Source organism: Blastococcus saxobsidens DD2 (genome assembly GCF_000284015.1).
Lineage (GTDB): Bacteria > Actinomycetota > Actinomycetes > Mycobacteriales > Geodermatophilaceae > Blastococcus > Blastococcus saxobsidens_A.
In genome coordinates this window covers 2,837,838-2,855,103 of the sequence record NC_016943.1, presented here as the reverse complement: position 1 = coordinate 2,855,103, position 17,266 = coordinate 2,837,838, and the positions used below count along the sequence as shown (strand labels likewise).

At 74.3% G+C, this 17,266-nt stretch carries 17 protein-coding genes; 9 read left to right on the top strand and 8 right to left on the bottom strand.

The genetic code is table 11. The features are described from left to right. Nucleotides 1–15 precede the first annotated feature (15 nt). On the bottom strand, nt 16–1,008 hold the full coding sequence (locus tag BLASA_RS13550; protein ID WP_014376737.1) for a cyclase family protein: 993 nt from the start codon (nt 1,006–1,008) through the stop codon (nt 16–18). A gap of 109 nt (nt 1,009–1,117) precedes the next feature. Between BLASA_RS13550 and BLASA_RS13545 the strand changes: the two genes are divergently transcribed. Both BLASA_RS13545 and BLASA_RS13540 read left to right on the top strand, forming a co-directional pair. Beyond that, nucleotides 1,118–2,080: a LysR family transcriptional regulator gene (locus BLASA_RS13545; RefSeq protein ID WP_014376736.1), complete on the top strand. Its 963-nt coding sequence runs from the start codon at nt 1,118–1,120 to the stop codon at nt 2,078–2,080. Nucleotides 2,081–2,164: 84 nt separating this feature from the next. Then, a complete protein-coding gene (locus tag BLASA_RS13540; protein ID WP_014376735.1) occupies nt 2,165–3,424 on the top strand; it encodes an MFS transporter in 1,260 nt (419 codons plus the stop codon). Nucleotides 3,425–3,717: 293 nt separating this feature from the next. On the opposite strand, the gene BLASA_RS13535 is transcribed toward BLASA_RS13540, so the two are convergent. Beyond that, complete coding sequence (locus BLASA_RS13535; protein WP_041776503.1) at nt 3,718–4,857, bottom strand: epoxide hydrolase family protein; 1,140 nt, start codon at nt 4,855–4,857, stop codon at nt 3,718–3,720. A gap of 206 nt (nt 4,858–5,063) precedes the next feature. On the opposite strand from BLASA_RS13535, the gene BLASA_RS13530 reads away from it, so the two are divergent. Next, nucleotides 5,064–6,245 (top strand): MFS transporter, encoded by a 1,182-nt coding sequence (locus tag BLASA_RS13530; protein WP_014376733.1) that lies wholly within the window; start codon nt 5,064–5,066, stop codon nt 6,243–6,245. Between the two features lie 26 nt (nt 6,246–6,271). Here BLASA_RS13530 and BLASA_RS13525 read toward each other — a convergent pair whose 3' ends face one another. Together BLASA_RS13525 and BLASA_RS13520 are read right to left on the bottom strand one after the other, a co-directional pair. Further along, entirely contained in the window at nt 6,272–6,940 is a 669-nt protein-coding gene (locus tag BLASA_RS13525; RefSeq protein ID WP_014376732.1) for a CoA transferase subunit B, read from the bottom strand. Beyond that, entirely contained in the window at nt 6,940–7,758 is an 819-nt protein-coding gene (locus BLASA_RS13520) for a CoA transferase subunit A (RefSeq protein WP_014376731.1), read from the bottom strand. Before BLASA_RS13520 ends, BLASA_RS13525 begins: the two co-directional genes overlap by 1 nt. Nucleotides 7,759–7,912: 154 nt before the next feature. Here BLASA_RS13520 and BLASA_RS13515 point away from each other — a divergent pair, with 154 nt between their 5' ends. Beyond that, the gene (locus BLASA_RS13515) at nt 7,913–8,368 is read left to right on the top strand and encodes a zf-TFIIB domain-containing protein (RefSeq protein WP_231839463.1); all 456 of its coding nucleotides are present in this window, start codon (nt 7,913–7,915) and stop codon (nt 8,366–8,368) included. A 15-nt stretch (nt 8,369–8,383) separates the two neighbouring features. Here BLASA_RS13515 and BLASA_RS13510 read toward each other — a convergent pair whose 3' ends face one another. Then, a complete protein-coding gene (locus BLASA_RS13510) occupies nt 8,384–9,373 on the bottom strand; it encodes a sensor histidine kinase (RefSeq protein ID WP_166486548.1) in 990 nt (329 codons plus the stop codon). Nucleotides 9,374–9,510: 137 nt separating this feature from the next. Here BLASA_RS13510 and BLASA_RS13505 point away from each other — a divergent pair, with 137 nt between their 5' ends. The 3 genes from BLASA_RS13505 to BLASA_RS13500 are packed head-to-tail and all read left to right on the top strand — an operon-like array spanning nt 9,511 to nt 11,495. Continuing rightward, nucleotides 9,511–10,371 carry a hypothetical protein gene (locus BLASA_RS13505; RefSeq protein ID WP_014376728.1) on the top strand — a complete coding sequence of 287 codons (861 nt, stop codon included), beginning with the start codon at nt 9,511–9,513 and terminating at the stop codon, nt 10,369–10,371. Further along, nucleotides 10,368–10,523: a hypothetical protein gene (locus tag BLASA_RS25095; RefSeq protein WP_014376727.1), complete on the top strand. Its 156-nt coding sequence runs from the start codon at nt 10,368–10,370 to the stop codon at nt 10,521–10,523. Before BLASA_RS13505 ends, BLASA_RS25095 begins: the two co-directional genes overlap by 4 nt. A 15-nt stretch (nt 10,524–10,538) precedes the next feature. After that, a complete protein-coding gene (locus BLASA_RS13500) occupies nt 10,539–11,495 on the top strand; it encodes a ribonuclease Z (RefSeq protein ID WP_014376726.1) in 957 nt (318 codons plus the stop codon). 19 nt (nt 11,496–11,514) lie between these two features. Here the strand turns inward: BLASA_RS13500 and pdxY are convergent, their stop codons facing one another. The 3 genes from pdxY to BLASA_RS13485 all read right to left on the bottom strand — a co-directional run bounded on the left by pdxY (nt 11,515) and on the right by BLASA_RS13485 (nt 15,000). After that, entirely contained in the window at nt 11,515–12,366 is an 852-nt protein-coding gene (pdxY, locus tag BLASA_RS13495; RefSeq protein ID WP_014376725.1) for a pyridoxal kinase PdxY, read from the bottom strand. A 165-nt stretch (nt 12,367–12,531) separates the two neighbouring features. Beyond that, a complete protein-coding gene (locus tag BLASA_RS13490; RefSeq protein WP_014376724.1) occupies nt 12,532–13,362 on the bottom strand; it encodes an IclR family transcriptional regulator domain-containing protein in 831 nt (276 codons plus the stop codon). A 117-nt stretch (nt 13,363–13,479) separates the two neighbouring features. Further along, nucleotides 13,480–15,000 (bottom strand): amidohydrolase family protein, encoded by a 1,521-nt coding sequence (locus BLASA_RS13485; protein ID WP_014376723.1) that lies wholly within the window; start codon nt 14,998–15,000, stop codon nt 13,480–13,482. 228 nt (nt 15,001–15,228) lie between these two features. On the opposite strand from BLASA_RS13485, the gene BLASA_RS13480 reads away from it, so the two are divergent. Both BLASA_RS13480 and BLASA_RS13475 read left to right on the top strand, forming a co-directional pair. Next, entirely contained in the window at nt 15,229–16,431 is a 1,203-nt protein-coding gene (locus BLASA_RS13480; protein ID WP_014376722.1) for a CaiB/BaiF CoA transferase family protein, read from the top strand. Further along, nucleotides 16,428–17,258 carry a citryl-CoA lyase gene (locus BLASA_RS13475; protein ID WP_014376721.1) on the top strand — a complete coding sequence of 277 codons (831 nt, stop codon included), beginning with the start codon at nt 16,428–16,430 and terminating at the stop codon, nt 17,256–17,258. The genes BLASA_RS13480 and BLASA_RS13475 overlap by 4 nt, the downstream gene beginning before the upstream one ends. Nucleotides 17,259–17,266: the final 8 nt, after the last annotated feature.

Here is a 17,266-nt window from a genome sequence, read left to right as displayed (position 1 = left end):
CCTTCGTCCGGTCGGTCACTTGACGGCGATCGGATTCACCGGGGCGCCGACGGCGCCGGTGACGGGCAGGGGGGCGGCGGTGAGCCAGAAGTCGTAGCGGCCGTCGGCCGCGCAGTCGGCCGCCAGGGCGTCGAGGTCCCACATCTCGCCGAGGAACAGGCCGATGTGCGGGATGGCGACCTGGTGCAGCGGCTGGAAGGCGACGTCGAACTCGTTGGGCCGCACCTCGAAGCCCCAGGTGTCGGTGGCGATGCCGGCGATCTCGGTGCCGTGCAGCCAGTCGGCGGTGGTGAACGACAGCCCGGGGGCCGGGCCGCCGGCGTACTCGCCCCAGCCGCGCCCCTCGGCGATGTCGCGGCGGGCGCGGGTGAGCTGACCGGTGCGCACCAGCAGCAGGTCGCCGCGGCCGACGCGGGCGCTGTCGCCCTGCGCCTCGATGGTGGCCCGCAGGTGCGCAGGAGTGACGGCGAAGCCGTCGGGCAGTTCGCCGTCGGTGCCGATCGCCCGGCCGACGTCGAGCAGCACACCGCGGCCGGCGATGCGGTCGGCCACGGTCTCGATGCCGGTGACCGAGTCGCCGGCGCTGGTGACGACGTCGCCGGCCCGCCGGCCGTTCCAGGCGTTGCCGTGGTCGAAGATGTGGCCGAGGCCGTCCCACTGGGTGGAGGCCTGCAGGGGCATGGCGATGACGTCATCGGCGCCGCCCAGGCCGTGCGGGAAGCCCTGGCCGCGTTCGGCGTCGGTGCCGGTGTCGAGCATCGTGTGCACCGGGTTGGTGCGCCGGCGCCAGCCCTTCTGCGGGCCGTCCATGTCGAAGCGCTGGGACAGCGAGAAGCTCACCCCGCGACGGACCAGCCCGGCGCCCTCGACGCGCTTGTCCTCGGTCAGGAAGTTCAGCGTGCCCAGCACGTCGTCGGCGCCCCAGCGGCCCCAGTTCGAGCACCGCTGCGCGGCGGCGGCGATGGCGCCCTCCGGGTCGGTCGGGTCCAGCTGGTCGGGCGTGAGCACGTCGGGTCCCTTCGTGAGTGCGACGGGCATCACGCTGCGGGACGGGCGCCTCACCCGGGAAGACGAGATGTCTGATGACAGGCATCAGCGCCGTCTATACGGTGCCCGGATGAACCTCGCCAGCCTGGACCTCAACCTGCTGGTGTCCCTCGACGCCCTCCTGCAGCAGCGCAGCGTCACGCGGGCCGCCGCGCAGATGGGCCTGTCCCAGCCGGCGCTGTCGGCGTCGCTGGCCCGGCTGCGCCGGCACTTCGGCGACGAACTGCTCACCCGGGTGGGCAACGACTACCGGCTCACCCCGCTGGCGGCCCAGCTCAAGGAGCTGGCCCGGATCGCACTCACCGGCGTGGAGCGGGTGTTCACCGCCCAGCCGGAGTTCGAGCCGGCGTCCTCGACCCGGGAGTTCTCCCTGCTGGTCAGCGACTACGGCGTGGCGGTGCTCGGCGACACCCTCGCGACCCTGCTGGCCGAGGAGGCTCCCGGTGCGCGGTTGCGGTTCTCGGCGAACACGCCGTCGTTCGTCGACCGGGCCGACCAGGTGCTGCTGAGCACCGACCTGCTGGTGCTGCCGCACGGCTTCGTCGCCGACCTGCCGCACCGCGACCTGTACCGCGACGAATGGGTCTGCGTCGTCGCCGCCGACAACGCCCAGGTCGACGGCGAGCTCACCGTGGAGCACCTGGAGACGCTGCCCTGGGTGGTCACCTACCACGGCCCGACGGCGTCCACGCCCGCTGCGCGGCAGATGCGGATGCTGGGTATCGAGCCGCGGGTGCAGGTGGTCACCGAAAGCTTCCTGACCGTCCCCGCGCTCGTCGCCGGCTCCGACCGCATCGCGCTGCTGCAGCGCCGGCTGGTCGACCTGCTGCCGCTCAACACCGGCGTCCGCGCGCTGGCCACGCCGTTCGCGGCGGGCCCGCTGGTGGAGGCGATGTGGTGGCACCCGGTCTACCAGGACGACCCCGAGCACGTCTGGCTGCGCGACCTCGTCGTGCGGGCCACCGAGCAGGCCGTCGGCGACCCGGCGGCGGCGCCCATCGACCTGGTCGATGACCCGGGTCAGCAAAAGTGATTTCCGCACGGCTCCCGGAGTGCTGACACTTCCTCGCCAGTGACGCCGATCACCGGTATCGGTGCCGAACCACCTGGAGATCCCGTGTCCGAGTCCGTCGTGAGCCCCGAGCGGCTCCCCGAGGAGCCCACCGTCGGGGAGGTCGCCGTCGACCCGGTGACCGGTCGGCCCGCCGGCCGCCCGCAGGCCGTGGTCCTGCTCCTGTCCAGCTGCCTGGCCGTGCTCGGCGCGGTGCTCCTCGCGCCGGTGCTGCCCCGCATCGAGGAGGCCTTCGCGGGCACGCCGGGGGTGGCGGCGCTCACGCCGATCGTCCTGACGGCCCCGGCGCTGGTCATCGGCCTGACCGCCATGATCGCCGGTCGGATCGTCGACCGGGTCGGCCGCAAGCGGCTGCTCGTCGGCGCGCTGGTGGTGTACGCCGTCGTCGGCACCGCGCCCCTGTGGCTGCCGTCGCTGGAGCTGATCGTGGCCTCCCGGGTGCTGCTGGGGCTCACCGAGGCCGCGATCATGACCTGCTGCACCACCCTGCTCGCCGACTACTTCCACGGGTCCGAGCGGGAGCGCTACTTCGGCCTGCAGGTCGTCTACACCACCGTCGCCGCCACCCTCTTCTTCGGTCTCGGCGGTGCCCTGGGCGCCGCCGACTGGCGGACGCCGTTCTGGCTGTACGCCGTCAGCATCCCGCTGGCGATCGCGGCCGCGAGGTTCATCTGGCAGCCCGCCCCGCGGGCGCAGGCGGCGGCACGGACCGAGAAGCTCCCGCCGCTGCCGTGGCGGCAGCTCGGTGCGCCGGTCGGGGTGACGCTGCTCGGCGGTCTGGTCTTCTACGTCCTGATCGTCCAGCTGTCCTTCACGCTCGACAGCATCGGCGTGGAGTCGACGGCCACCATCGGGCTCGCCAGCGCCATCGCCTCCCTCGGCACCGCCGTCGGCGCCTTCCTCTTCGGCCGCCTCGCCCGGCTGGGCCCGGCGGTGCTCGTCCCGGTGGCCTTCGCCGTCTCCGGGGTCGGCATCCTCGGGATGGGGCTGGCATCGGCCCTGCCGGTGGTCATCGTCTTCTCGGTCGTCACCGGGTTCGGCAACGGGCTCCTGCTGCCCGCGCTGCTCACCTGGGCGCTCAGCTCGCTGAACTTCGAGCAGCGCGGCCGCGGCACCGGCGTGTGGACCTCGGCGCTGTTCATCGGCCAGTTCGTCTGCCCGCTGGTCGTCCTGGCGCTCACCGGTGCCATCGGAAGCCTGGGTTCGGCGCTCGTGGTCCTGGGCGTCCTCAGCCTCGCGGCCGCCGCCGGCGTCCGGGCGATCCGACCCCGCCAGGCTGCCGACCCCGCGCTCGCCGCGCACTGACCCCGGACGACGGAGGCCCCGCGGGCAACCCGCGGGGCCTCCGGTCGTCGCCGGCACCGGCGCCTGTCCGGGTCGCCCGCACGAGGACATCCGCTGGGGCAGACACCCAGCGCGGGGCGGCCTGGCTCCAGCTGCTGCGCACCGCCCCGGGACTGCCGGCGCGTCAGCTGTCCGCCGACCGGGCCCGCGGCCCGGGGTGCCGCCTGCCGGTCTCCCGCCGCGCACCGTCCGCCGTCCGCTCCCCGGAGTCCCCGACGTCGGGGGGAAGGTCCGCGCGGCGATCCGCCCGCGGGCTAGCGCAGCGGGCGGAAGAACTCCCGGATGTCGCGGACGAGGGCCTCGGGCTGCTCCATGGCGGCGAAGTGGCCTCCCCGGTCGTGCTCGTGCCACATCCGCAGGTCGCGGTACTGGGCGCGGGCCCACTCCTCGGTCGGCTGCATGATCTCGTGGGGGAACAGCGAGACCCCGGTGGGGACCGTGACGGTCGGGGTGCGGCTCGCCGGGCGCTGCGCCATCTCCCAGTACATCCGTGCGGACGAGCCGGCCGAGTCGGTGAGCCAGTAGGTGGCCACGTGGTCGAGGATGCGGTCGGCGCCGAGGGCGGAGACCGGGTCGCCGGCGCAGTCGGACCAGGACCAGAACTTCTCCAGGATCCAGGCGCACTGCGCGGCGGGTGAGTCGGCCAGCCCGTAGGCCAGGGTCTGCGGCCGGGTGCGCTGCTGCATGTTGTAGGCGGAGTCGATGGTGCGGAAGTGCTCGGCGGCCCGGCGGGCGCGCTCCTCCCGCTCGGTGAACCGGGTCTGGTCGGCCGGCGGCGGGGTGACCACCATGTTCAGGTGGATGCCCACCAGGCGGTCGGGGTGCCGGGCGGCCAGGTTGGCGGACACGAAGGAGCCCAGGTCACCACCCTGTGCGCCGAAGCGCTCGTAGCCCAGCCGGGACATCAGCACGGCCCAGGCGTCCGCGACCCGCTCGAGCCCCCAACCCGGCTCGGTGGGCTTGCCGCTCCAGCCGAAACCGGGCAGGGACGGCACCACCACGGTGAACGCGTCCCGGGGATCGCCGCCGTGTGCGGTCGGGTCGGTCAGCGGGCCGAGGACGTCGAGGAACTCGGCCACGGAGCCGGGCCATCCGTGGGTCAGCACCAGCGGCAGCGCAGCGGGATGGGGGGACGGTGCGTGCAGGACGTGGATCGGCACGCCGTTCAGGTCGGTGGTGTACTGCTCGACCGCGTTGAGCCGGGCCTGCCGGGTCGGCCAGTCGTAGTCGTCGGCCCAGTACCGGCACAGCTCCTGCACGTACTCCAGCGGCACGCCTTGCGACCAGTCCCCGACGGTGGGCCGGTCCGGCCAGCGGGTGGCGCGCAGCCGGCGACGGAGGTCGTCGACGTCCTCGTCGGGCACGGAGATCGTGAAGCGGGCGACGCCGGGCATGGGCACCGGGTCACGGTAGCGGCGCCACCGGGGTCACGGGTCCGTCCCGGGCCACCGTGACCGACCTCTGCCGGGGCGTCGGCCCGGTCGCAGCCGGCCGTCGATAGCCTGTCGGCACTCGGACGGGAGGCGGAGATCCTCATGGGCTGGACGGCGAGCCGGGTGGGCCGGTGCCGCATGCGAGGCCACCCACCACGTCCGGCGGGATGAGCCGTCCGCACCTGCGCAGCGACGCCGCCCGCCTCGCCGCGGTGCTGCTCGCCGCGCTCAACCTGCGCGGCGCGATCGCCGCGGTCGGCCCGGTGCTCCCGGAGCTCCGCGCGGACCTCGACCTCTCGCCGGAGGCGGCCGGTCTCCTGACCACCCTCCCGGTGCTCTGCTTCGCCGTACTGGCGCCGGCCGGCGCCTGGCTGGGCCAGCGCCTCGGCACCGGGACGGCGGTGCTCGCGGGGCTGGTGACGGTCGCGGTCGGAACGGTGCTGCGCGTCCTCGGCGGTCCGCCGCTGCTCTTCGCCGGCACCTTCCTCGTCGGCGCGGCGATGACCGTGGGGAACGTGCTCCTGCCCGTGGTGGTCAAGCGCGAGTTCGGCCGACGGGCCGGGATCGTCACGGGCCTCTACACCGCTGCCCTCGCGGCCGGCGCGGCGCTGACCGCGGCGTTCACCGCGCCGATCGCCGCGCTCGGCGGATGGCGGCTGGGACTGGCCGTCTGGGCCGTCGTCGCGCTGGTCGCGGCCGTGGGCTGGGTGGCGGTCTTCCCGCCGCGAGATCCCGCGGTTCCCGTCCCGGAGGCGATCCCGCCGTCCGGGGTGCCGACGGTCGTGTGGCGGTCGCCGGTCGCCTGGGCGGTCACGGCGGTCCTGGCGATGCAGTCGGCGCTGTACTACGCCGTCACGACGTGGCTGCCCAGCCTCCTCGCCGAGGATCTGGGGGTCGACCTGGCCACCGCCGCGTTCGCCGCCTCGGCGTTCCAGGTCCTGGGCATCCCGGGTGCGCTGGCGATCCCCGCGCTGCTGGGCAGGTGGCGCGGGCAGACGGGGCTGGCCGCGGCGGTCGCGCTGGCCTGGGGGGTGCTGCCCGCGGGCCTCCTGATCTGGCCGGCCGCGTGGCCGGCGTGGGTGATCGTCGGGGGCGTCGCGCAAGGCGCCGGGATCTCACTCGCCTTCGCCCTGGTCGTCCTCCGGTCGGCCGATGACGGCGTCGTCCGCCGGCTGTCGGGCATGTCGCAGCTCGTCGGCTACGGCGTGGGAGCAGCCGCCCCGCTGGCGGTCGGTGCCCTGTACTCGGCCACCGGGGGGTGGGCGGCGCCGCTGGCGCTGCTGGTGGCCGTCGCGGCGGCTCACGGGGCGGCCGGCGTGGTTGCCGGCCGGTCCCGTGCGATCGGGTGAGCCAGCGGGACGCGGGACCGGAGGCGTCAGACGGTCGCCGGGAGCGGCATCTCCCGCACGTCGTCGGCGATGGTCAGCGGGGCGCCGGTGGCGGCCACCACCTCGTCGACGGTCACGCCCGGCGCGGTCTCCCGGAGCACCATGCCGTCGGGGGTGACGTCGATGACGGCGAGGTCGGTGATCACCCGGTCGACGCAGGCCTTGCCGGTGAGCGGCAGCGTGCACTCCTCGACGAGCTTCGGTGATCCGTCGCGGGCGACGTGCTCCATCATGATGATCACCCGCCGGGCGCCGTGGACGAGGTCCATCGCGCCGCCCATCCCGTTGACCATCTTGCCGGGGATGAGCCAGTTGGCGAGGTCGCCGCGGGGATTGACCTGCATGGCGCCCAGCACGGCGACGTCGAGGTGCTTGCCCCGGATCATCCCGAAGGACAGCCCCGAGTCGAAGAAGCTCGCCCCGGGCAGGACGGTGACCGTCTCCTTGCCGGCGTTGATCAGGTCGGGGTCCTCCTCGCCCTCGAACGGGTAGGGCCCCACGCCCAGGACCCCGTTCTCCGAGTGCAGGACGACGTGGATGCCCTCGGGGACGTAGTTGGGCACGAGGGTCGGCATCCCGATGCCGAGGTTGACGTACTGGCCGTCCTCCAGCTCGAGGGCCACCCGGGCGGCGAGCTGCTCACGGTTCAGGGCCATCAGGCTGCTCCCTCGGTCGCTTCCTCGCCGGCGGCGGCCGGGGCGGCGGAGTCGTCGGTCCCGGCCGCCGGGCGGGGCCGGGTGGTCCGCTTCTCGATCTTCTTGCCGTCGCTGCCCACGACGACGACGCGGTCGACGAACACCCCGGGCAGGTGCACGTCCTCGGGCCGGATGTCGCCGGGCTCGACGAGCTCCTCGACCTCGGCGACGGTGATCCGGGCGGCCATCCCGGCCAGCGGGTTGAAGTTCCGGGCCGACTCGTGGAACACCAGGTTGCCGTGGCGGTCGCCCACCGCGGCGCGCACCAGGCCGAAGTCGGCGGTGAGCGCCGTCTCCAGCACGTACTGCTGGCCGTCGAAGACGCGCACCTCCTTGGGCTCGCTGGTCTTCACCACGTTGCCCTCGGCGTCGTAGCGCACGGGGATGCCGCCCTCGGCGACCATCGTGCCCACGCCGGTGGGCGTGTAGAAGGCCGGGATGCCGGTGCCGCCGGCGCGCAGCCGTTCGGCGAGCGTGCCCTGCGGGGTCAGCTCCACCTCCAGCGCCCCGGACAGGTACAGCCGGGCCAGTTCCTGGTTGCCGCCGACGAAGGAGCTGATGGTGCGGGTGATCCGTCCCGCGTACAGCAGCACGCCCAGCGCCTGGTCGTCGACCCCGCAGTTGTTGGAGATCGTCGTCAGCCCGTCGGCGCCCTGCTCCAGGAGCGCGTCGATGAGCGCGAACGGCACCCCGCACAGCCCGAACCCGCCGACGGCGAGCCAGGAGCCGGAGGTGATGTCGGCGACCGCCTCGGTGGGTGAGCCCACGACCTTGTCCACGTCAGTCCTCCCGCTCGGCGGGGGCGGGGGGCGGCGCCTGCCGCCCGTGGTCCGTGTGCGTCCGATCCACCAACTGCTCCCATCGGTCGGTCTGCGGGGCCCCAGTATCCATCCCGACCGGGCCGCGCCCGACGTGCGCGCACCACTGGGTGGAATGGTCGCCGCACCCACCCGGTGGGAACTCGGCCGGGGCAAGGGCCGTTGCGCGGGCATGGAACTGACCTGCCCGAAGTGTCACGGCACCATGCGGACCTACGAGCGCAACGGCGTGCACGTCGACCAGTGCTCCGACTGCCGGGGGATCTTCCTCGACCGGGGTGAACTCGACCGGCTGATCGACGCGGAGAACTCCTGGCACGGCGGCGCGGCCCCGAGGACGAGCGGATCGCAGCAGTCGCCGGGCCACTCCGGTTCCGACGAGGAGCGCGACGACCACGAGCGCTCCGGTGGCCGGCGCTCCGGTTCCGCGCAGGGGCTCGGCTCCGCGGCGGGGCTGAGCGGCGTGGTCGGTGAGGTGCTGCGGCAGGTGCAGGGCTCCTCGCACTCGTCGCACTCCACCGGGCACGGCAAGCGGCGGAAGCAGTCCTTCCTGGGCGAGCTCTTCGGCTGAGCGCCCGGCTGCGCCTCAGCGCAGGAACGTGGTGAGGCGGACGCTCACCGTCTCGCCCCCGGGGTGGTGGTCCCCGCCGGCGATGTCGACGTGGTCGCACAGCTGGCGCGCCAGCCACAGGCCCATCCCGCCGCGGGACAGGTCGCTGCCGTGGGCGGGCCCGTAGCCGGCGAACGGGTCGTCCCAGCCGGGGCCGCCGTCGGTGATCGTGCAGACGATCCGGTCCGCGCCGGTCCAGAGCCGCAGGCTCACCGGCGGCAGCCCGTGCCGGACCGCGTTGGAGGCCATCTCGTCGACGGCCAGCAGGAAGTCGTCGACGAGGTCCGCACCGGCCGGCACCCCGGCCAGCTCGGCGGCGACCGCGTGCCGCAACCCGATGAAGTCCCTGACGTCGGCCGCCGCCAGCCGCGGGGGCGTGCGCTCGAGCGGCTCGTCGGGGATCGGCAGCGTCCGGAGGTAGGCCGCGGGATCGGTGTAGGAGGGGCTGGGGACGCGGCCGTCCGCCGTCACCAGCCGGCTGTGCGTGCGGCCGGCGGACTCGAGGACCGGGTCGGGCAGCTGCCGGGTGTCGAAGGCGCACAGCCCCCAGAGGTTCCAGCCGGACAGCGCCCGGTTGATGACCGACTCGTAGCGCTCCCACTCCAGCCAGTCGCGCTCCGTGCGGCCGTAGTCGGCCTCGCCCACGACCCGCACCCGGCCGGCGCCCGCGGCCGTGCACTGCTCGGCCAGCCGGCGGAAGGTGGTGATCGCCTCGGGCGTGCGCGGGCGGTAGACCGCGTGGCGCTCGACGACCTGCAGCCGCGGATCGTCGTCCAGGGCCTCGCGCAGCGCAGCGGCGGTGTCGGGCCGCGTGGCGACCACGGCGGCGTCACCCTCGGCCAGGCCCGCCCGCAGGAAGGGTGCCGCCAGGGCGACCAGCTGCTCGGTCGAGTCGTACAGCAGCGCGTCGTGCGGGAACCCTCCGGGCGCGGGACGGCCCGCCCCACCCGTCGTCGTCCAGTCCACCTGCACTCCCGCTGTGTCCGTCCGCTGCCCCGGACTCCCCCTCCACGGTAGGGCAGCGCGGCGGAGCACTCAGCACGGCGTGCCGGATCGCCGGTCGTCCGCGGCGCGGACGCCGGCCGGCGCGGCACAGTGGAGGCGTGTTCGACATCGACTGGATGGGACTGCTCACCCGCGAGGTGCTCCGCGAGCGCGGGGCCGCGCTGATCGCCGAGACCTGCGCCTGGGCCGTGGGGCTCTCCGACCGGCCGCACTACCGACGGCACTCCGGCCGGCTCGCGCCCAGCGGCCTGACCGTGGGAGAGCGGGCGGCGAACGGGCAGCCGCTGGGCGATGAGGAGGACGGCCGGGTGGACCTCGGGGACGCCCGGCCGGGCAGCTTCCAGGACGCCTTGGCGATGGTCGGCCCGGACGGCCGGCTGGAGGCCGAACGGTTCGACGACGAGGTCCTGGTGCCGTTCGTGGCGGAGACCTGCCGGCTGGCGGGTGAGCGGGGCCGGACCACCCGGCGGGCGGACTGGGCGGAGCTCGCCGACGACCTGGGCGAGGATCCCGTGGACGTGGCCGACGTGGTGCGCGCCGGGGGCTGGGAGGCGCCGCTGCGCATCGACGCCGAGCACCTGGTGCTCGCTGCACTGGGGCACGTGCCGCTGATCGAGGTCGAGGCCGAGGGGCTGCCGCTGTCGCTGGTCCGGGCGGCCGAGGCGGCGGCCCGCGCGGCCGTGCCCGCGCCCGCTCCGGAACCGGACGACAGCCTGGCCGGCGCGCTGTTCCTCGCCCGGGCCGCCCTGGAGGACTCCGGGTGCTCCGTGCCGGTGCCGCCGGAGGAGTCGGACCTGCTGCTCGCCGCCCTCGGGGAGGCCGGCCTGGAGCCCGACGAGGTGACGAGCGTGGTGCCGCACCTGCCGGTGGAGGAGTCGACGATCACCCGGATCGCGGCGACGCTGCCCGGCGGCCAGGATGGGCCTACGGACGGGGACCGACCGAGGAGCGTGGGATGACCGACCCGAACAGCCAGGCACAGCCCGAGGACACCGACGAGGGTTCGCACGCGAGCGTGGGAAAGGACCCGGCCAGCCCGGGTGGCGGCCGGACCGGCGGCGAGACCTCGGTCGACGAGGCGATGGGGCAGGAGCCCGGCGACCCCAGCTGATCGGCGGCGGCCGCCGTGTCGGTGCGTGAGCTGGTCGTCCTGGGCACCTCGAGCCAGGCGCCGACCCGGGACCGCAACCACAACGGCTACCTGCTGCGCTGGGACGGCGAGGGTCTGCTGTTCGACCCGGGGGAGGGCACCCAGCGGCAGCTGCTGCTGGCCGGCGTCCCCAGCGGCGCCATCACGCGCATCTGCGTGTCGCACTTCCACGGCGACCACTGCCTGGGGCTGCCGGGCGTCCTGCAGCGGATGAACCTGGACCGGGTGCCGCACCCGGTGCCCGCCCACTACCCGGCCGGTGGCCAGCGGTGGTTCGACCGGCTGCGCCACGCGTCGGAGTTCCACGACCTGCTCGACGTACCCGAACGCCCGGTGACCGGGGACGGGCCGGTCGTGACCGGGAGGTTCGGCACGCTGGAGGCCCGCCGCCTGGACCACCCCGTCGAGACCTACGGCTACCGGCTGGTCGAGCCCGACGGGCGCCGGATGCTGCCGGATCTGCTGGCGCGGCACGGCGTCGCCGGGCCCGACGTCGGGCGGCTGCGACGCGAGGGCGGCCTCCGGCGCGACGGCCGGGCGGTCCGGCTCGAGGAGGTCAGCGTCCCTCGTCGCGGGCAGCGCTTCGCCTTCGTGATGGACACCCGGCTGTGCGATGCGGTGTGGGCCCTGGCGGAGGGGGCGGACCTGCTGGTCATCGAATCGACGTTCCTCCACGAGGACGCCGGCCTGGCGCGCGACTACGGGCACCTGACCGCCCGCCAGGCCGCGGCGGTCGCCGCGGACTGCGGTGTGCGGAGGCTGGTGCTCAGCCACTTCTCCCAGCGCTACGACGACCCGCGGCGGTTCTCCGACGAGGCGGCCGAGGTCTTCGACGGGGACGTCGTCGTCGCATCGGACCTGCAGACGGTGCCGGTGCCGCGCCGCTCCGATGCGGTCGACACGGGACGGGAGCCGGCAGCACCGCCGCGGTGAGGGACGTCGTGCCGGGTGGTCAGACCTCGTCGACCTCGAAGGTGCGCGACGGCGAGACGACCTCCTCCTGCGCGGCGACGAGCAGGACCTCCCGCGATCGCGCGTCCTCGGTGCGCTGCAGGAGGCCGAACACCGTCGCCGCCGCGCGCCCGAGCGCGTCGGCCGCGGACCGGGTGCCGAGCCAGTGCGCCAGGAACAGCGCCGCGATCGCGTCACCGGCGCCGTTGACGGACACGCCCAGCCGCGGCGTGCGCACCCGCCAGTGCCGCCCGCCCTCCGAGGCCAGCAGGTCGACGGCGTCGTCGGGGGTGTCCTCGGCGACCAGCGAGGTCGTGAGCACCACGCGGGGGCCCAGCGCCTGCACCGCGGCGACGGCGTCCTTCACCGACGCCGGCGAGCGGGTGGTCGCGCCGGAGAGCAGGTCGAGCTCGTAGTGGTTCGGCGTGACCACGTCGGCGGCCGGCACCGCGACCTCGCGCATGAACTCCGCGATGCCCGGCCGGACGAAGACCCCGCGGCCGACGTCACCGATGACCGGATCGCAGCAGTAGACCGCCTGCGGGTTCGCCGCCCGCACCCTCGCCACCGCGCCGACCACGGCGTGGCCGATGTCGGCCGAACCGAGGTAGCCCGAGAGGACGGCGTCACAGCTGCCGAGCACCCCCCGGTCGGAGATGCCCTGCACCAGCTCGTCGATCGACTGGCCGTCGTAGACGCGGCCGGTCCACTCCCCGTAGCCGGTGTGGTTGGAGAACTGCACGGTGTGGACCGGCCACACCTCGATGCCGAGGCGCTGCAGGGGAAACACGGCCGAGGAGTTGCCGACGTGGCCGTAAGCGACGTGCGACTGGATGCTGAGGACGGCGGTCACGGCAGGCACCCTGGCACACGCCCACCGGGCGACGATCAGGTGACCTGATCGTTTCGGGTCCTGGCTCAGCGTCGACCGTGAGCCAGGAGCACAAACGATCAGGCCACCTGATCACCATTAGGGCGACGGGGCGGGCGCGCGCCAGGCCAAGGCCCGGGCCGGGGGTCAGCCGGCGGTGTCGCCGGTGGTCCGCTGCAGCGAGATCTCGACGTGCGGGCGGGACTGCCACAGCGCCCAGTCGGCGCTGATGTCGCCGGCCGCGCGCAGCAGGAGGGGCAGGTGCTCGCCGAGCAGGCGCTCGGTGGAGGTCTCCGCCGCGTGCACCGTCACGTTCATGGCGGCGCGGACCAGGCCGTCGCCGTCCCGGACGGGGACCGCCACCGAGCGGACGCCCGGCGCCAGTTCCTCGTCGGCCAGGGCCCAGCCGCGCGCCCGGACCTGGGTGAGCTCGGCCTGCAACTGCTCGGCGGACCGGCCGATTCCCGGCGGCAGCCCGGCGCGGCTCCGCTCGGCGAGGGTGGCGGCCAGCTCGCCGGGGGAGAGGGCGGCGAGCAGCACCTTGCCCTGGGAGGTCTGGGCCGCGGGGAAACGGGCGCCGATGTCGACCCGCAGAGCGATCAGCTTGGGCACCGCCACCCGGGCGACGTACACGATGTCGGAGCCGTCGAGCTGCGCCATCGACGAGGATTCCCCGGTCCGCGCGACCAGCGTCTCCAGGTGCGGCCGGGCGATGTCCCACAGCCCCAGTGCCCCCACGTAGGCCATCCCCAGCGACAGCACCTTGGGGGTGAGGGAGAAGGTCCCGTTCGCCGACCGGACGAAACCGAGCTCCTCCAGGGTGAGCAGGAGCCGGCGGGCCGTCGGGCGGGCGAGTCCCGCCGCGGCGGCCACCTCCGTCAGCGACATGCGCGGATGCGCGCGGTCGAAGCACGCCAGGACGTCCAGCCCCCGCGCGAGGGCCTCGACGAAGTCGGGGCCGGTGCCGCGCCCTGCCATGGCAGATCCCTCCGGTCGCTGTCTGGTGGCGCGATCGGCGACCCCGCACGCTTCCGCCGGGGAAGCGGTGCGAGGCCGCCGATCCTGGCCCCCTGCAGGGCGGCAGGGGGCCCTTCTTCAGTGGTGGGGGGTCGACTCCCTGCCCGCCGGTCGCTCGGTCTCCATGTGCTCCTCGAAGACGGGCTCGCGGGCGGCGTGCGTGCCGTGGGACTTGTAGTCGGTGTACTGGTACGGGTTGTCGAGCATCTCCGTGCCCGGCAGGTCGGGGTACATGCCCGCGGCCCAGGCCTCCTCGCCGAGGGCGGACCGCAGGTGCCCGACCGTCGCGTCGATCTCCCGCCGGGCCGCGGCCAGGTCGACGTCGACCAGCTGATGAGCGTGCTTCACCACCCGGCCGTCGACCAGGACCGTGTGCACGTCGCCCCGCTGGGCCTGGAACGCGACGTGCCCGAACGGGTTGAGCAGCGGGAACGACACCGGGGAGGCATCGTTCTTGATCAGCACCACGTCGGCCTTCTTGCCCGGCTCGAGGCTGCCCAGGTCGTCCCGGCCGAGGGCCAGCGCCCCGCCGCGGGTGGCCCACTGGACGACGTCCTGTGCCCGCAGCTGCAGGTGGGTGACGGTGTCGCCCTTGAGGTGGGCCTCGAAGTGCTCGCGGGACCGGTCGGCGCCCAGGGTCGTGCGCATCGCGGAGAACAGGTCGCCGCTCCACCACACGCTGGTGTCCATCGACAGCGACACCGGGATGCCGTGCGAGCGCACCTGCCAGGTGGGCGGGTAGCCCTGGCCCGCGCTCTGCTCCGACTCCGTGGACACCGAGATCGAGCCGCCGGTGGCGGCGATGCGGTGGTAGGAGTCGGGGGTGAGGCTGGCCGCGTGCACATAGACCGTCTCCGGCGTCATGAACCCGTGCTCGTGCATGAGGCGGATGCCGTCGTCGTTCGTCGCGCCCCAGACGCCGGCGTGCGTGGTGACCGGCAGGCCCAGCTCGCGGGCCACCTCGAAGGCCGCCTTCTCCGGGAAGGCCGGGTCGCCGGTGACGTCGAAGGCCAGCTGCACGCCCATCCGGTCGTCGCCCGCGTCGCGCAGCCGCTGCAGGAAGGACTGGACGCCCGCGTCGGCGGTCCACTCCCACGGGGCGGCCTGGATGTTGCCGTAGGCCAGCACGAACCGGCCCGGTACCGAGCGCAGCGCGTCGACGGCGGCCTCGGCGTGGTCGACGCTCTGCAGTCCGTGCGACCAGTCGACGGTCGTGGTGACGCCGGCCTCCAGGGACTCCAGCGCCGAGAGCCGGTTGCCGGCCGCGACGTCCTGCGGCCGGAACGTCCTCCCGTGCTCGAGGTAGTACCAGACGAAGTACTGGGTGAGCGTCCAGTCGGCGCCGTAGCCGCGCATGGCCGTCTGCCACATGTGCCGGTGGGTGTCGATCATCCCGGGCATCACGATGCCGCCGCGGGCGTCGATCTCCTGGGTGCCCTCGGGCACCTCCAGGGCGGGCCCGACGGCGGCGATGCGGTCGTCGACGACCAGCACGTCGGCGCCCTCGAGCACCGTGCAGCTGTCGTCCATCGTCAGCACGGTCCCGCCGCGCAGGATCACCGGCCGACCGGCCACCGGGGTGGGCTCGGACTGGGTCATCGTCTCCTCCTGGGCGTCGTAGTCGCTTTTCGGACGGGTGTCCGTATAACGGGCACCCGCTGCGACCTGGATCACGATGGCGCGCCGCGGTGGCCGTGTCAACAGCGCCGTCGAGCGTCGGACAAACCGCCGTTCTCGTGTTGACAGCCCTCTACGCGACGCAGGAGACTTCCCGACCAGCTGCGGACAACCGTCCGCGATCGACGTGACGAGGAGTGTCGACCGCCGATGAGCGCCGAGGCGACCGAGCCGGACGACCCGGGGACGACGACGGCTCCCGGCCCCCTGTCCGGGCTGCTCGTGGCCGACTTCTCCCGCATCCTGGCCGGCCCCTACGCCACCATGCTGCTGGCCGACCTCGGGGCCGAGGTGATCAAGGTCGAGGGCCCGCACGGCGACGACACGCGCACCTGGCAGCCGCCCGTCCGCGAGGGCGTGTCCACGTACTACATGGGCGCCAACCGCAACAAGCGCTCCATCGCCCTCGACCTCAAGGACCCGGCGGACGCCGAGGCAGCCCGGGAGCTGGCGCGGCGGGCCGACGTGCTCGTGGAGAACTTCAAGCCGGGCGGCCTGGCACGTTTCGGCCTGGACTACGACTCGGTGGCCGCGACCAACCCCGGCGTGCTCTACGCCTCGATCAGCGGCTTCGGCAGCGGCCCCGGGGGCGCGGCGCTGCCCGGCTACGACCTCATCGTGCAGGCCATCTCCGGGTTCATGAGCCTCACCGGCGATCCCGACGGCTCGCCCTACCGGGCCGGCGTCGCGCTGTTCGACGTCATGGCGGGCCTGCACGCCACGATCGGTGTGCTGTCCGCGCTCAACCACCGGCACGCCACCGGTCAGGGCCAGCACGTGGAGGTGAACCTGCTGTCGTCGGCGCTGTCGGGGCTGGTCAACCAGACCAGCGCCTACGTCGCGGGCGACGTCGTCCCCTTCCGGATGGGCAACAGCCACCCGAGCCTGTTCCCGTACGAGCCGCTGCCCTGCGCCGACGGCGACCTGATCATCACCGCCGGCAACAACGGCCAGTTCCGCCGGCTGGTCGAGGTGCTCGGGGTGCCGGAGCTCGCCGACGACCCCCGGTTCGGTCGCAACGAGGACCGCACGGCCAACCGGGAGGAGCTGCGCCCCCTGCTGGTCGAGCGGCTGAAGACCCGCACCAAGCACGAGTGGTTCCGCGCGATCATCGCGGCGGGCGTGCCGTGCGGGCCGATCAACACCATCGACCAGGGCGTCGCCTTCGCCGCGGAGGTGGGCCTGGACCCGGTCGTGCACGTGGGCGAGGGCGCGGACGCCGTCCCGTCGGTCCGCAACCCGATCACCTTCTCGGCGACGCCACCGGCCTACCGGCTGCCGCCGCCGGACCTGGACCAGCACGGTGCGGAGGTCCGCCGCTGGCTGGCCGAGCCCGAGGAGGGGGGCCGATGACCACGCCGGGGTACCCGACCGCACTGGGCGCCTCCAGCCTCGAGTCGATCACCCTGCTGGGCAGCGACCTGGCGGACGACGTCATGGGGACGGTCGGCTTCGGTGAGCTGGCGTTCTGGCTGGCCACCCAGCGCCGGCCGAGCCCGGGGGAGACCCGGGTCTTCGAGGCGGTGCTGGCCGCGCTCGCCGACCACGGGTTCACCCCGACCGCGATCGTCACCCGGCTGACCTACCTGTCGGCCCCCGACTCCATCCAGGGGGCGCTCGCCGCCGGCCTGCTTGGCGGCGGGTCCCGCTTCCTGGGCGTGACCGAGGACTGCGGCCGCTTCCTGCACGACGTGCTCGCACGCGTGGACGGCGCCCTCCCCACCGACGACGCCGGCTGGGACGCCCTCGCGCTGGAGACCGTGACCGCGCAGCGCGCGGCCGGCCGCTTCGTGCCCGGGCTGGGGCACCACGTGCACAAGCAGGGCGACCCGCGGACGCCGCGGCTGTTCCAGATCGCCACCGAGGAGGGCCACTACGGGCCGCACCTGTCGCTGTTCGCTGCGATCGGCCGCGTCCACCCGCAGGTGCTGGGCAGGCAGTTGCCGCTCAACGGTGCCGGCGTCTGCGGGGCGGCCCTGGCCGACCTCGGCCTCCCGCTGGAGCTGCTGCGCGGCTTCGCGCTGCTGGCCCGCACGGCCGGGCTGATCGGCCAGCTCGCCGAGGAGCTGCGGCACCCGGTCGCCAACGACGTCTTCCTCTCCGTCGACCTGTTCAACCGCCCCGTCGATCCCGACCCCTTCGTCCCCGCGCCGCTGCCCGGCGCCGGCGCGGAGCACTGAGGCACCGG